14 protein-coding genes and 1 tRNA gene are annotated in these 12,526 nt (G+C 65.7%); 12 read left to right on the forward strand and 3 right to left on the reverse strand.

All coding sequences use genetic code 11. The annotated features are described in order from the left end of the window. Positions 1–30 precede the first annotated feature (30 nt). Positions 31–414: an Rv3235 family protein gene (locus tag F8O06_RS03235; protein ID WP_158037410.1), complete on the reverse strand. Its 384-nt coding sequence runs from the start codon at positions 412–414 to the stop codon at positions 31–33. Between the two features lie 181 nt (positions 415–595). Between F8O06_RS03235 and F8O06_RS03240 the strand changes: the two genes are divergently transcribed. Continuing rightward, entirely contained in the window at positions 596–2,095 is a 1,500-nt protein-coding gene (locus F8O06_RS03240; protein WP_158031971.1) for a sensor histidine kinase, read from the forward strand. A 101-nt stretch (positions 2,096–2,196) separates the two neighbouring features. On the opposite strand, the gene F8O06_RS03245 is transcribed toward F8O06_RS03240, so the two are convergent. Continuing rightward, on the reverse strand, positions 2,197–2,445 hold the full coding sequence (locus F8O06_RS03245; RefSeq protein ID WP_158031970.1) for a WhiB family transcriptional regulator: 249 nt from the start codon (positions 2,443–2,445) through the stop codon (positions 2,197–2,199). 188 nt (positions 2,446–2,633) lie between these two features. Here F8O06_RS03245 and F8O06_RS03250 point away from each other — a divergent pair, with 188 nt between their 5' ends. Further along, a complete protein-coding gene (locus tag F8O06_RS03250; RefSeq protein ID WP_158037411.1) occupies positions 2,634–3,032 on the forward strand; it encodes a hypothetical protein in 399 nt (132 codons plus the stop codon). A gap of 36 nt (positions 3,033–3,068) precedes the next feature. On the opposite strand, the gene bcp is transcribed toward F8O06_RS03250, so the two are convergent. Then, complete coding sequence (bcp, locus tag F8O06_RS03255) at positions 3,069–3,560, reverse strand: thioredoxin-dependent thiol peroxidase (protein WP_158037412.1); 492 nt, start codon at positions 3,558–3,560, stop codon at positions 3,069–3,071. A gap of 87 nt (positions 3,561–3,647) precedes the next feature. On the opposite strand from bcp, the gene F8O06_RS03260 reads away from it, so the two are divergent. From F8O06_RS03260 to F8O06_RS03305, 10 genes are all read left to right on the forward strand, one after another. Next, positions 3,648–3,720: transfer RNA gene (locus F8O06_RS03260), tRNA-Lys, on the forward strand. Between the two features lie 158 nt (positions 3,721–3,878). After that, positions 3,879–4,526: a DedA family protein gene (locus tag F8O06_RS03265; protein ID WP_158037413.1), complete on the forward strand. Its 648-nt coding sequence runs from the start codon at positions 3,879–3,881 to the stop codon at positions 4,524–4,526. 54 nt (positions 4,527–4,580) lie between these two features. Beyond that, positions 4,581–5,288, forward strand: a complete 708-nt coding sequence (locus tag F8O06_RS03270) for an SGNH/GDSL hydrolase family protein (RefSeq protein ID WP_158037414.1) — start codon at positions 4,581–4,583, stop codon at positions 5,286–5,288. 43 nt (positions 5,289–5,331) lie between these two features. Further along, the gene (locus F8O06_RS03275) at positions 5,332–6,831 is read left to right on the forward strand and encodes an alpha,alpha-trehalose-phosphate synthase (UDP-forming) (RefSeq protein WP_158037415.1); all 1,500 of its coding nucleotides are present in this window, start codon (positions 5,332–5,334) and stop codon (positions 6,829–6,831) included. After that, positions 6,828–7,613 carry a trehalose-phosphatase gene (gene otsB / locus F8O06_RS03280; RefSeq protein ID WP_158037416.1) on the forward strand — a complete coding sequence of 262 codons (786 nt, stop codon included), beginning with the start codon at positions 6,828–6,830 and terminating at the stop codon, positions 7,611–7,613. The genes F8O06_RS03275 and otsB overlap by 4 nt, the downstream gene beginning before the upstream one ends. Before the next feature lie 258 nt (positions 7,614–7,871). Continuing rightward, positions 7,872–9,665, forward strand: coding sequence for an acetolactate synthase large subunit (locus F8O06_RS03285; RefSeq protein WP_158037417.1), 1,794 nt, complete (start codon positions 7,872–7,874; stop codon positions 9,663–9,665). Between the two features lie 4 nt (positions 9,666–9,669). Then, a complete protein-coding gene (ilvN, locus tag F8O06_RS03290) occupies positions 9,670–10,179 on the forward strand; it encodes an acetolactate synthase small subunit (RefSeq protein ID WP_158031962.1) in 510 nt (169 codons plus the stop codon). 76 nt (positions 10,180–10,255) lie between these two features. Next, entirely contained in the window at positions 10,256–11,296 is a 1,041-nt protein-coding gene (ilvC, locus tag F8O06_RS03295; protein WP_158031961.1) for a ketol-acid reductoisomerase, read from the forward strand. A 237-nt stretch (positions 11,297–11,533) separates the two neighbouring features. Continuing rightward, complete coding sequence (locus tag F8O06_RS03300) at positions 11,534–12,001, forward strand: hypothetical protein (protein WP_158037418.1); 468 nt, start codon at positions 11,534–11,536, stop codon at positions 11,999–12,001. After that, entirely contained in the window at positions 11,998–12,513 is a 516-nt protein-coding gene (locus F8O06_RS03305) for a hypothetical protein (protein WP_158037419.1), read from the forward strand. Before F8O06_RS03300 ends, F8O06_RS03305 begins: the two co-directional genes overlap by 4 nt. Positions 12,514–12,526: the final 13 nt, after the last annotated feature.

Consider the following 12,526-nt stretch of genomic DNA (forward strand, 5'->3'; position numbering starts at 1 on the left):
AGACCGGCCTGACTCGTCTTCCCAGACGGGCTACAGCACGGCGAGCTCTTCGACCATCCAGCGCTCCCGACTCCGGGCGAAGACCACGGTCGCGACCTGGGTGCGTGCACCGTCTTTGGTGAACACCACGACGCAGTCGACACGGGCCAGGTCGTAGGTCGGGCGAACCAGTGTGCGCAGCACGCGCACGTCAGGCCGTGTCGGTCGTACTCGCCTGAGGCGGTGCCTCTGCTGAGCGAGCTCTGACCGAACCCGGATCTTCATGAGCACGTCGGCAGACACCCACCTCGTGAGATGCTCCGCCGGGCGCGCGCCGGCATCCACCTCTTGGGCGGCGACGAAGAGCTGGATCAGACGGCGCTCGAAGGTCGTCTGACTGCTGCGGTTCGGTGGATATGACGTCTGCTCTGACATGGTGTTCCCCTTTGATCGTGATCTCTAACTGCGCCAGCCGGCGATCTGCAGACGACCGATCTGACGTGGTCTCAGACTAAAAGTCGGGTGCCGTTGAGGCGGCGGATGCTGTGGAGAGATCTGTGGAGAGCCGACGTGGAGTCGGGGCGCCGTCGTCGCACAGGGCCGGTACACTGACAAGGTGTCGATACTCTCTGAATTCGCCGAGAAGAACCCCGGACTGGTCGCCGAAGACCTCGACTGGTTGCATTCGCTGATCGGCGACTGGCAGATGATCGCCGACATGGCGCTCGCCGATCTCATTCTCTGGCTGCCCACCAACGACGGTCAGTACGAGGCGGTCGCTCACGCTCGGCCGAGCGGGTCGCCCACGGCCTTCGCCCATGATCTCATCGGGCATCGAGCTCGCGAGGAGTGGGCGTCGCTGATCGATCAGACCTATGTGCAGGGCGTCGGACACGTCTCGAAGAACCCCGACTGGACTCAGCATTCGCCGACCCGTCTGCGCGCGGTGCCGGTGCGCCGGGCGATTCGCAAAGAGGGCGACCACATCGAGACGACCGCGCCGATCGCCGTGGTGACCAGACATACGAACGTGGCAGAGTCTCGCACACCGAGTCGGCAGGATCTGGTCTTTCTCGGCTGTGCCAGTGATCTGCTCGATATGATCGCCGTCGGTGACTTTCCCGATCTCTCGGCACCGACCGGCCCGCGTCGCGGCGCTCCACGGGTGAGCGACGGTCTCATTCGTCTCGATCGCGTCGGAGAGGTGCTCTTCGCGAGCCCCAACGCCATCTCGGCCTATAACCGTCTGGGGTTCGACGGCGAGATCGAGGGGCGCAATCTCTCAGATGTGACGGTGACGCTGGTCACCGGCGAGAGCATCGCCGACGAGAGTCTGCCTGTGGTGACGAGCGGCAAGGCGTCGTGGCGGGCCGACGTCGAAGGCAATGGCGCTACGATCACGCTGCGAGCCATTCCGCTGCGTCGCAACCACCACCGCATCGGGGCGATCGTGCTCTGCCGAGACGTCTCTGAGGTGCGTCGCCAGGAGCAGGAGCTACTCACCAAGGATGCGACGATCCGCGAGATCCATCACCGCGTCAAGAACAACCTGCAGACGGTCTCGTCGCTGCTGCGCATTCAGTCGCGACGCACTCAGACTGAGGAGGCCCGGGCTGCGCTGCTCAAGGCCATGCGGCGCGTCGAGGCCATCGCCGTGGTGCATGACACGCTCTCTGAGGGGCTGTCGCAGTCGGTCGACTTCGACGAGGTGTTCGAACGCGTGCTGCGTCTGATCACCGAGGTGGCCTCGGTCGACACCGGCAAAGTGTATCCGACGTTCAGCGGCAGCTTCGGCGAGCTGCCCTCGGCCTCGGCCACGCCGCTGGCACTGGCGCTCACCGAGCTGGTGACGAACGCGGTCGAACACGGGCTCAACGGCGCCGACGGTCAGGTCTGGGTCAAGGCCGATCGCGACGAGCAGGAGCTGCGCATCATCGTCGGCGACGATGGCGGGGGGCTGCCCGAAGGCAAGGTGGGTTCAGGCCTCGGCACTCAGATCGTGCGCACGCTGATCGAGGGTGAGCTCTCGGGCGCGATCGACTGGCACACGCTGACGGGCAGTGGCACCGAGGTGACCATCACCATTCCGGTGCGCTCGCTGCGCAGCCACGGCTGACAGGCATCCGTGGCGTCAGGGGACGGCACCCGTCGACAGACAGAATGAGAGCCGAGCCCCAAAGGGCTCGGCTCTCATGAGTCTTCTCAGCTCTGCCGAGGTCAGCTGGCGCGGCGTGCACGCGCTGCGCGGCGCTTCAGTGCCCGGCGCTCGTCTTCGCTCAGCCCGCCCCAGACGCCGGCGTCCTGCCCGGTCTCCATCGCATAGTGCAGGCACTCGTCAGTGACCTCGCAATCGGAGCAGACCACTTTGGCCTTCTCGATCTGGTCTACTGCTGGCCCGGTGTTCCCCACGGGGAAGAACAGCTCCGGGTCGGCTGCCAGACACGCTGCGTGATCGCGCCAGTCCATACCACTCCTTGTTCGAATTCCTTGCAGAGATGACGTGTCGCTGTAAGCGATACCGTCATGAGTGCATCTGAATCTTGGCATAGCATCGTTTCGAGCGCAAGGGTTCTGCCCCGACGAAATCGGGTGCTCTGCGCTAGGCTCTTCACCGCGAATCGTCCGTGTGGACGAAGAATCAGGAGAACACGCTCATGGCTGACGGCAGGCATCCGTGGCAGCTTCGACTCGCGAGCGTGCTGATGATGCTCGAGGGCGCGGCGGCATTGGTCTTGGCAGTGTGGCTGCTGATCGAGCTCTTCGTCGCCAAGGCGGAGTCTCCGGTCTCGGCGATCGCACTGATCGTGATCTGTTTGGGCGCAGGGCTCTGGATCTTGAGCGCCGGTCGCTCCCTGCTCAAGGGGCGCGGATGGGCCCGATCCGCAGGCGTCTTCGTGCAGCTCGTACTGGCGGCCTTCGCTGCGGGCAGTCTGGGTGGAGAGGGTTCGAGCGTGCGCGCGTTCGCCTTCCTGCTCGCCCCCGCCATCGTCACAGTAATCCTGCTGTTCACGAAGCCGGTCGTCCAGGCCAGCCAGCAGCGCACCGAGCGCTGACCTCGCGGCGCACGCGCGGCATCCGCCGGCGCTCGGTCAGGCGTCGAGCTTCAGCGCCTTGCGCAGTGAGGCGACATGCCCGGTCGCGCGCACGTTGTAGCGGGCCAGGGTCAGCTCACCGGTCTCGTCGATCACGAAGGTCGAGCGAATCACACCGGTGACCTCTTTGCCGTAGAGCTTCTTGACGCCATAGGCGCCATAGGCCCTGTGCACTGTCAGATCGGGGTCGCTGAGCAGTGCGAACGGCAGATCGTGGTGCTCTCGAAAGCGCTGCAGTTTGGACGGGGCGTCTTTCGAGACCCCCAGAACCGTGTAGCCCGCGGCCTGCAGCGACGCGATGCTGTCGCGGAAGTCGCAGGCCTCTTTGGTGCAGCCGGGAGTCTCGGCGGCAGGGTAGAAGTACACGATGACTTTGTGCCCACGCAGGTCGTGCAGTGAGACGGGGCGGCCGTCGGCGTCGGGCAGCGTGAAGTCGGGTGTCGGTGTGCCGGCCTGCAGGCGTTCGGGGTGGTTCTGTGCGGTGCTCATGCGAGCGATTCTAGACACTGTCAGCTGAGTTGTGACATGCATGCGCACTGTGCTAATGTCTTCTCTTGGCTCAAGCGAGCACAACATGCGCCTCTAGCTCAATTGGCAGAGCAGCTGACTCTTAATCAGCGGGTTCTGGGTTCAAGTCCCAGGGGGCGCACAAGGGGAACCCGGAGACCTCGTGTCTCCGGGTTTTTTCGTCACCGGGTACCGCCGCGCATCGTCGCCGAGCCGAACCCGCGCGACCGAGTGTCGTCGAGCAGCGTGCTCCGACATCGGCCCGCCGAAGTCGCGTTCGACAACGAGAGATGGTGCACCATGCTGTTCGCTGCCGCAGACTCAACCCCAGAGCTGGGGGCCTTCGCCGGATTCATCACCACGATCATGGACGCACTCGGGGCGTTCGGCGTCGCCGTCCTGGTGGCCGCCGAGAACCTCTTTCCTCCGATCCCCAGCGAGGCCATCCTGCCCTTGGCAGGCTTCGCCGCGTCGCAGGGGTCGCTGAACCTCGTGGCCGTGATCGTCTGGGCCACGGTGGGCTCGGTCGTCGGTGCGATCGCCCTCTACGCTCTGGGAGCATGGCTCGGGCGCGAACGCTTCATCCGTCTCGCCGCCAAAGTGCCGCTGATCAGCGTCAGCGACATCGAGCGCACTGAGCAGTGGTTCGTGAGACACGGCCGCATGACGGTCTTCTTCGGGCGGCTGGTGCCGATCTTTCGCAGCCTGATCTCGATTCCGGCGGGCATCGAGCGCATGCGTCTGATCGTGTTCATTCCGCTGACCGCATTCGGCTCGCTGATCTGGAACACGGTGCTCGTTCTCGCAGGCTATGCGCTCGGCGAGAACTACGGCCTCGTCGAAGAGTACGTCGGGGCGTTCCAGTGGGTCGTCATCGCCGTGGTGCTGGTGGTGATCGTCGCATTCGTGGTGTGGAAGGTGCGCGCGTCGCGTCGCACACGCGACTGACCTGCCGTGGCCGCCGATGCGGTCTCGGCTCTGCAACGCGGTTAGGCTGGTGCCGTGACCAGCGACCCGAGCAGACGTGCGTTCCTGAGCGCGGCACTGGCAACGGGGATGCTCACACTCGCCGGGTGCAGCGCTGACGGCGTCGAGCCTGGTCACTTTCGCAATCTGCCGCTGCGCACCTTCGGTGGCTACTCTCCGAGCGACACCGTGCATCTGGCCGTGGTGGGCGACTCCCTCAGTGTGGGCGTCGTCGGCCAGCTGACCGGGGCGAACGTCAACGGCGACTGGCACGACACAGTCGACCTCGGCGCACTGCAGTTCTTGGGCGGCTGGTCGAAGGTCGGTGCGACGACCGCCGACATGGCGCGCTCCGCGAAGCCGGTCAGCGGTGCCGATGCCCTGCTCATCATGGCGGGCACGAACGACGTCGCCGCCAAGACGGTCTTTGACGACAGCAGCGTCTCGATCGGTCGCATCGTCGACGCTGTGCATCTGGACCGGGTCTCGGTGGCCATGATCCCACCGTCGAATGCTTCGCCCCAGGCCGCCCTCGACTTCAACGACCAGCTGAGAGATCTCGCCGGAGATCGCGGCTGGAGCGTGGTCGACCCTTGGCGTTCGGCGCGCGACGACGAGGGCAGATGGGTGACCCGGTACCGCGGTGACGGAACGCATCCGAACCAGAGCGGATACCAGGCAGGAACCGATCAGCTCGTCGACGACCTGGCCGAGGTCTACCTCGGTGCCGAACCGGTCGGATGACTGGGTGAGCTACCATGAAGGCAACTGACGCGAGGGAGACGGCATGAGCACACCCGCGGAGAAATTCGACCTGATCGTCGTCTCGAACCGACTGCCGGTCGACCGCACCGTCGACTCTGACGGAAATCCGGGATGGCGGCGCTCGCCGGGCGGTCTGGTCACCGCACTCGAACCGGTCATGGAGCTCTCGAACGGAGCCTGGGTCGGCTGGCCCGGCGTGCCGGACGAAGAGTTCGAGCCGTTCGTCGCCGAGGGGGGATCGCGCGGCGGGTCGTTCCACGTCTACCCGGTCAGTCTTAGCGAGACGGAACTCGAAAGCTATTACGAGGGCTTCTCGAATGCGACGCTCTGGCCGCTCTATCACGATGTGATCGCGCCGCCGCTCTACCATCGGGTGTGGTGGGACTCCTACAAATCGGTCAACGAGCGCTTTGCCGCTCGCGTGGCCGACATCGCGAGCTCTGGGGCGACGGTGTGGGTGCAGGACTACCAGCTGCAGCTGGTGCCGCGCATTCTGCGTCGCATCCGGCCAGATCTGAGCATCGGGTTCTTCAACCACATTCCGTTCCCGTCCTACGGTCTCTTCGCCCAGCTGCCCTGGCGTCGCCAGATTCTTGAGGGGCTGCTCGGCGCAGACCTGATCGGCTTTCAGCGCAGCGAAGACGCGCGCAACTTCGCCCGTGCCGTGCGCACGCTGCTGGGCATCACGGTTCGGCGCGGCCAGATCGACGTTCCGGCCGAGCTCGACGGCGGCAGCGGGCATGTCGCGGCCTTTCACGACTACCCGATCTCGATCGACGCCGACGAGTTCGAACAGCTCGGCGAAGATCCCGAGGTGCAGGAGCGCGCGCGGCAGATCCGCCGAGACCTGGGCGATCCTCATCGTGTGCTGCTCGGCATCGACCGACTCGACTATACGAAGGGCATCCGTCATCGGCTCAAGGCCTACGGCGAGCTGCTCGACGAAGGGCGCGTCGACGTCGAAGACACCACGCTGATCCAGATCGCCGTGCCGAGTCGCGAACGCGTCGAGACCTACAAGCGCCTGCGCGATGACATCGAGCTGTCGGTCGCCCGCATCAACGGCGACCACAGCACCATCGGCCGGCCCGCGATCCAGTATCTGCACCGCAGCTTTCCGCGACGTGAGATGGCGGCGTTCTACCTCGCCGCAGACATCCTGCTGGTCACGGCCCTGCGTGACGGCATGAATCTGGTCGCCAAAGAGTTCGTGGCGACGCACGTCGACAACGACGCCGTGCTGGTGCTCAGCGAGTTCGCCGGCGCCAGCGACGAGCTGAAGACTGCTCTGCTGATCAACCCCCATGACATCGACGGGCTCAAACAGGCCATCGTGGATGCGATGCAGATGCCCGAGGCAGAGGTGGCCCGGCGCATGCGCATCATGCGGCGGCACGTGCGCGAAGACAACGTCGAGCGCTGGTCGGATGCCTTCCTGGCTCGGCTGCGCGAGGTCAGCGCTGAGAATCGTGCGCAGAGTGAGGAAGCGCCTGAAGACGCAACGCCGGAGACTCGCGCATGACGCCCGAACTCGACGCCGCTCTGCAGCGCATCACCCAGACTGAGAGACTGCTGATCGCTCTGGACTTCGACGGCACGGTCGCGCCCTTCACCGACAATCCGGCAGACTCCCGGTCACTGGCTGACTCGCATCTCGCCGTCATCCAGCTCTGGCAGCTGCCGCATACCGATGTCGCGTACGTCTCGGGGCGCGCTCTCGAGTCGCTGCGTGCGGTCAGCGACGCCCCTCCGGGCATGCTCCTGGTGGGGTCACACGGGGCGCAGATCCAGCTCGACAGCGGCGTGCCCGATCCCAGCCCGCTCAGCACCGGGACGATCCGCGACGTGAGCCGCCTGAGTTCGACGCTCGAAGATCTGGTGACAGGCGTGCACGGCGCCTGGGTCGAGCACAAGCCAGTCGGCGCGGTGCTGCACACCCGCAGCGTCGGCCGTGCAGAAGCCGAACGACTGCAGCGGCTGGCCCGTGAGCGAGTCGCCGCAGAGCTTCCCGTCGCACGTGTGCTCACCGGCCATGACGTGCTCGAGTTCTCGCTGCGCGAGACGAACAAAGGCGACGCGATCGAGCAGCTGCGCGCGCACACCGGCGCAACCGTCGTCTTCTACGCTGGCGACGACCGCACCGACGAAGACGTGTTCCGCGTGCTGCACGACGGCGACGTCGGCGTCCACGTGGGCGAGGGGCGAACAGCTGCCGAGTTCACCGTGGCGGGCCCTCGGGCGCTTGCGGGCGTGCTGCTCACCATGGCCTCGCGGCGACGACGGTATCTCGCCCTTGCCCGGTGACCGTCGCGGTGCGAACGACCCCACTGCGTGTGCTAGCGTTGAATGTCGCAGGCCTGATCGATGCAACCCATCTGATCGGCCGCTGAGACAGATCGCGTCGCCGAACCATGGCAGACGCTCTGAACAGGGGTGCACCGCAGAGACGATACGCTCGCAGGCTCATCGCGCAGCTCGCCCCTGCGTCCCCTTCCCGATGAACTCGGGTTCTTCTTCTGACTTGCCGCACGATGGCGACAACCAACGAATCATGATCGAGGAATGACAGGCATGGCTCCCACACCGAAACCGACACCCACCGTGCAAGAGCGCGATCTCACCGGGGCGGAGATTCTCATCGCCTCGCTGAAGAAGCTCGGTGTCACCGACGTGTTCGGGCTGCCCGGCGGCGCCATTCTGCCGACCTACGACCCGCTGATGGATGCCAAGGGGCTGCGGCACTACCTCGTGCGTCATGAGCAGGGCGCCGGGCATGCGGCCGAAGGGTACGCAACGGCCGGTCAGACGGTCGGCGTGTGTCTGGCGACCTCAGGGCCCGGTGCCACCAACCTGGTGACTGCGATCGGCGACGCCTATATGGATTCCGTGCCGATGATCGCGATCACTGGTCAGGTCTTCTCGGCGCTGATCGGCACCGACGCGTTCCAAGAGGCCGACATCGTCGGCATCACGATGCCCATCACCAAGCACGCCTTCCTCGTGCGCAGCGCAGACGAGGTCGCACCGGCGCTCGCTGCGGCCTATGAGATCGCCAGCACAGGTCGCCCTGGTCCGGTGCTCGTCGACATCAGCAAAGACGCCCAGCAGGGGCTCGCCGACTTCAGCTGGCCGCCGCAGATCACCCTGCCCGGCTACCACCCGGCGACGCAGCCGCACGGCCGCCAGGTGCAGGCAGCGGCACAGCTGCTCGCGAACGCCCAGCGTCCCGTGCTCTACGTCGGCGGCGGCGTCATCCGCAGCGGAGCATCCGCCGAACTCACAGCGCTCGCAGAGGCCTCCCATGCGCCGGTCGTGACCACGCTGATGGCCCGCGGTGCGTTTCCCGACTCGCACCCGCAGAACCTCGGCATGCCCGGCATGCACGGCACCGTGCCTGCTGTGCTCGCCCTGCAGCAGGCCGACCTCATCGTCAGCCTCGGTGCTCGCTTCGACGACCGCGTCACGGGCAACGCCAAGACCTTCGCGCCGCTGGCCAAGGTCGTGCACGTCGACATCGACCCGGCCGAGATCTCGAAGATCAGGCACGCCGATGTGCCGATCGTCGGCGATCTGCGTCAGGTGCTCGACCAGCTCGTGCCCGAGTACGAGGCAGAAACCTCTGAGCACACCCCCGATCTCACACATTGGTGGGAGCATCTCAACAAGCTGCGCGAAGACTATCCGCTCGGCTTCACCCAGCCCACCGACGGTCTGATCGCGCCGCAGCACGTCATTCAGCGCATCGGCGAGCTCACCGGCCCAGAGGCCGTCTACGCCGTGGGCGTCGGCCAGCACCAGATGTGGGCCGCACAGTTCATCAAGTACGAGCGCCCGAACTCGTTCCTCAACTCGGGCGGCGCCGGAACCATGGGCTACGGCGTGCCCGCAGCGATGGGTGCGAAGGTGGCGCAGCCCGACCGAGTGGTCTGGGCGATCGACGGCGACGGCTGCTTCCAGATGACCAACCAGGAGCTCGCGACCTGTGTGCTCGAGGGCATCCCCATCAAGGTGGCGATCATCAACAACTCGTCGCTGGGCATGGTCAAACAGTGGCAGTCGCTGTTCTACGACAAGCGCTTCTCGAACACCGAGCTGCACACCGGTCACGGCTCAGAACGAGTGCCCGACTTCGTCAAGCTCGCCGAGGCGTACGGCTGTGCTGCGCGCCGCGTCGAGAGCGAAGACGAGGTGGATGCGGCGATCGAGTGGGCGCTGTCGGTCGACGACCGGCCCGTGGTGATCGACTTCGTGGTCTCGGCCGACGCCATGGTGTGGCCGATGGTGCCGCAGGGAGTCAGCAACGACTTCATCCAGTATGCGAAAGACGAGTCACCGGCATTCGAAGGCGAGGAGTGATCTGATGAGCAAGCATGTGCTCTCAATGCTGGTCGAGGACACCCCCGGCCTGCTGACCCGAGTCGCGGGGCTCTTCGCCCGGCGTGCGTTCAACATCGACTCGCTCGCCGTGGGGCAGTGCGAGGTCGAGGGGTTCTCGCGCATGACCGTGGTCGTGAACGTCGAGCGTCAGCCGCTCGAACAGGTGACCAAGCAGCTGAACAAGCTGGTGAACGTGATCAAGATCGTCGAGCTCGAAGACGAGACCTCGGTGCTTCGCGAGCACATGCTGGTGAAGGTCAAAGCCGACCCCGGCACCCGCTCGCAGATCGTCGAGATCGTCGAGCTCTTCCGCGCCCGCATCGTCGACGTCAGCCAGGACGCCGTCGTCGTCGAGGTGACCGGCGACGCCGCGAAGAACCGCGCACTGCTCAAACTGCTCGAGCAGTACGGCATCCGCGAGCTGGTGCAGTCCGGCCTGCTTGCGATCTCGCGCGGCCCCCGGTCGATGACCGACCGCGTCACCCGTGGCTGACCCCGGCCACCCTCGGGCAGCGACCCGACAGACTCACCTTCCGACCGCATCCACACAACAGAAATGGAGTAACACCATGGCAGCAGAGATCTTCTATGACGACGATGCCGATCTGACCATCATCCAGGGCAAGAAAGTCGCCGTCATCGGCTTCGGCTCACAGGGCCACGCGCATGCGCTGAACCTTCGTGACTCGGGCGTCGAGGTGAAGGTCGCCCTGCGCGAGGGCTCAGAGACGCGCTCTCGCGTCGAGGAGCTCGGCTTCGAGGTGCTCGACAACGCAGAGGCGACCAAGTGGGCCGACCTCATCGTCGTGCTCGCTCCCGACCAGTACCAGGCCGACATCTACAAGAACGAGATCGAGCCGAACCTCTCAGAGGGCAAGACCCTGCTCTTCGCTCACGGCTTCAACGTGCGTTTCGGCTACATTCAGGCGCCGAAGGGCGTCGACGTCGTCATGATCGCCCCGAAGGGCCCGGGACACACCGTGCGTCGCGAGTACGAAGCAGGTCGTGGCGTGCCGATCCTGGTCGCCGTCGAGAACGACGAGTCGGGCAAGGCCTTCGAGACCGCCCTCTCCTACGGCAAGGGCATCGGCGGCACCAGAGCAGGCGCCATCAAGACCACGTTCAAAGAAGAGACCGAGTCTGACCTCTTCGGCGAGCAGGCTGTGCTCTGCGGCGGCCTGTCGAAGCTCATCCAGAGCGGCTTCGAGACCCTGACCGAGGCCGGCTACCAGCCCGAGATCGCGTATTTCGAGGTCTGCCACGAGATGAAGCTCATCGTCGACCTGATCAACGAGGGCGGCATCGCCAAGATGCGCTGGTCGATCTCTGACACCGCCGAGTACGGCGACTACGTGTCAGGCCCGCGCGTCATCGACGCCAGCGTCAAGGAGCACATGAAAGAGGTGCTCGCCGACATTCAGTCGGGTGCCTTCGCCGAGCGTTTCATGGCCGACCAGGCGGCGGGCGCTCCGGAGTTCAAGAAGTTCCGCGCCGAGGGCCAGGAGCACCCGATCGAGGCGACCGGCAAGGGGCTGCGCAAGCTGTTCTCGTGGTCGAACGCCGAGATCGACGCCGACTACGTCGAGGGACAGGTCGACCGCCACGCCTGATCCGCGCTGCTCACCATGTGACCTCCTCCGCGTACAGATGAGGTGACGCAGACCCTGAGGGCCGTCCGAACTCGTTTCGGGCGGCCCTCAGTCGTCTCTGCAGACGTGGTCGTCTCGGGTGCACTGGCAGCTCGACCGTGCCGTGCCACGGATCGGTATCATTGAGGGCGGACGCTCGGGCAGATCACGCCCGACAAGATGACGTTCGCACAACCGGAGATGGCGAGGCCTGACAGCATGGGTGACAAAGAACGCGACGGCACCGACGACGAGGCGCTCGTCTGGGAGTCAGACCGGCTCGATACGTCGGCCGTCGTCCCGGGAGGCCGATCGACAGCCTATGACGAGGTGCCGGTGGTCGAAGAAGACCGCAGCGCACTCGCTGCGATCGACCAGCTGCCCTCCGGCGTGCTCGTCGGGTATGGCGCGATTCTCGGCGTCTTTCTCGTCTACACGATCTCGTGGGTGACGATTCTGCTCAAGCGCCTCTCGACCCCGCCGCAGCCTCTGCTCGACGGCATCGACCGCGCGCAGATGCTGCTGGGGCTCGCCGGGCCCGCTCTGTGGGTCGTGTTCGCCTTCTTCTTCGTGCGCGGCCGCCGCTGGTACTGGCAGACGCTCTGGCTGGTGCTGGGGCTGGTGCTGCTGGCACCGTGGCCCTGGATCATCACACTGATCACCGCGAGCAACGGAGGCGCACAGTGAACACCGGCGACGAACTGAACGAGACGAGTGGTGCGAGCATGAACCGCAGCAGCACTGACCACGTCGACACCGCTGTGCTCGGCGATGACGTCCAGCGGCTCGGCGGGCAGTCGAACGCCGATCATGCTGGGGCCGCAGCCGAACAGCCGGGCGGTTTGAGCATCCGCGTCTCAGACGCACTCTGGGGCGTGCTGGCGGCGGTGCTCTTCGCCTACCCGGTGTGGCAGGCGTTCGCGTTCGCATTCGCGAACTCAGACACCGGCTGGCAGGCCGTCTTCGGCGGGCTCGGCTGGGTCAGATGGACGCTGCTGCTGGTCGGCCTCGTCGTGCCGCTCGCGCTGCTGGCCGCGTCGTGGTGGATCACTCGTGGGATGACCTGGTGGCGTCGTCTGCTGGCCTATGCGACCGGGTGGGCGATCGTGCCGCTGATCATGATCTCGGTGCAGCAGCTGGTGATGGCCAACCCGCAGGTCAACGACATCGTGCTCTCGCACCTGCTCTTCGGCGACTGAGCCGAAGCGGCTG

Origin of the sequence: Pseudoclavibacter sp. CFCC 14310, from assembly GCF_008831165.1 — a bacterium.
In the GTDB taxonomy this organism is placed as follows: domain Bacteria; phylum Actinomycetota; class Actinomycetes; order Actinomycetales; family Microbacteriaceae; genus Pseudoclavibacter_A.

Bases quoted from the DNA above. Each gene is read 5' to 3' on its own strand.
- F8O06_RS03245 (WP_158031970.1), bottom strand. From the start codon at position 2,445: ATGGACTGGCGCGATCACGCAGCGTGTCTGGCAGCCGACCCGGAGCTG.
- F8O06_RS03265 (WP_158037413.1), top strand. From the start codon at position 3,879: ATGCTGTTCGCTGCCGCAGACTCAACCCCAGAGCTGGGGGCCTTCGCC.
- F8O06_RS03250 (WP_158037411.1), top strand. From the start codon at position 2,634: ATGGCTGACGGCAGGCATCCGTGGCAGCTTCGACTCGCGAGCGTGCTG.
- ilvC (WP_158031961.1), top strand. From the start codon at position 10,256: ATGGCAGCAGAGATCTTCTATGACGACGATGCCGATCTGACCATCATC.
- F8O06_RS03285 (WP_158037417.1), top strand. From the start codon at position 7,872: ATGACAGGCATGGCTCCCACACCGAAACCGACACCCACCGTGCAAGAG.
- ilvN (WP_158031962.1), top strand. From the start codon at position 9,670: ATGAGCAAGCATGTGCTCTCAATGCTGGTCGAGGACACCCCCGGCCTG.
- F8O06_RS03300 (WP_158037418.1), top strand. From the start codon at position 11,534: ATGGGTGACAAAGAACGCGACGGCACCGACGACGAGGCGCTCGTCTGG.
- bcp (WP_158037412.1), bottom strand. From the start codon at position 3,560: ATGAGCACCGCACAGAACCACCCCGAACGCCTGCAGGCCGGCACACCG.
- F8O06_RS03235 (WP_158037410.1), bottom strand. From the start codon at position 414: ATGTCAGAGCAGACGTCATATCCACCGAACCGCAGCAGTCAGACGACC.
- F8O06_RS03275 (WP_158037415.1), top strand. From the start codon at position 5,332: ATGAGCACACCCGCGGAGAAATTCGACCTGATCGTCGTCTCGAACCGA.
- otsB (WP_158037416.1), top strand. From the start codon at position 6,828: ATGACGCCCGAACTCGACGCCGCTCTGCAGCGCATCACCCAGACTGAG.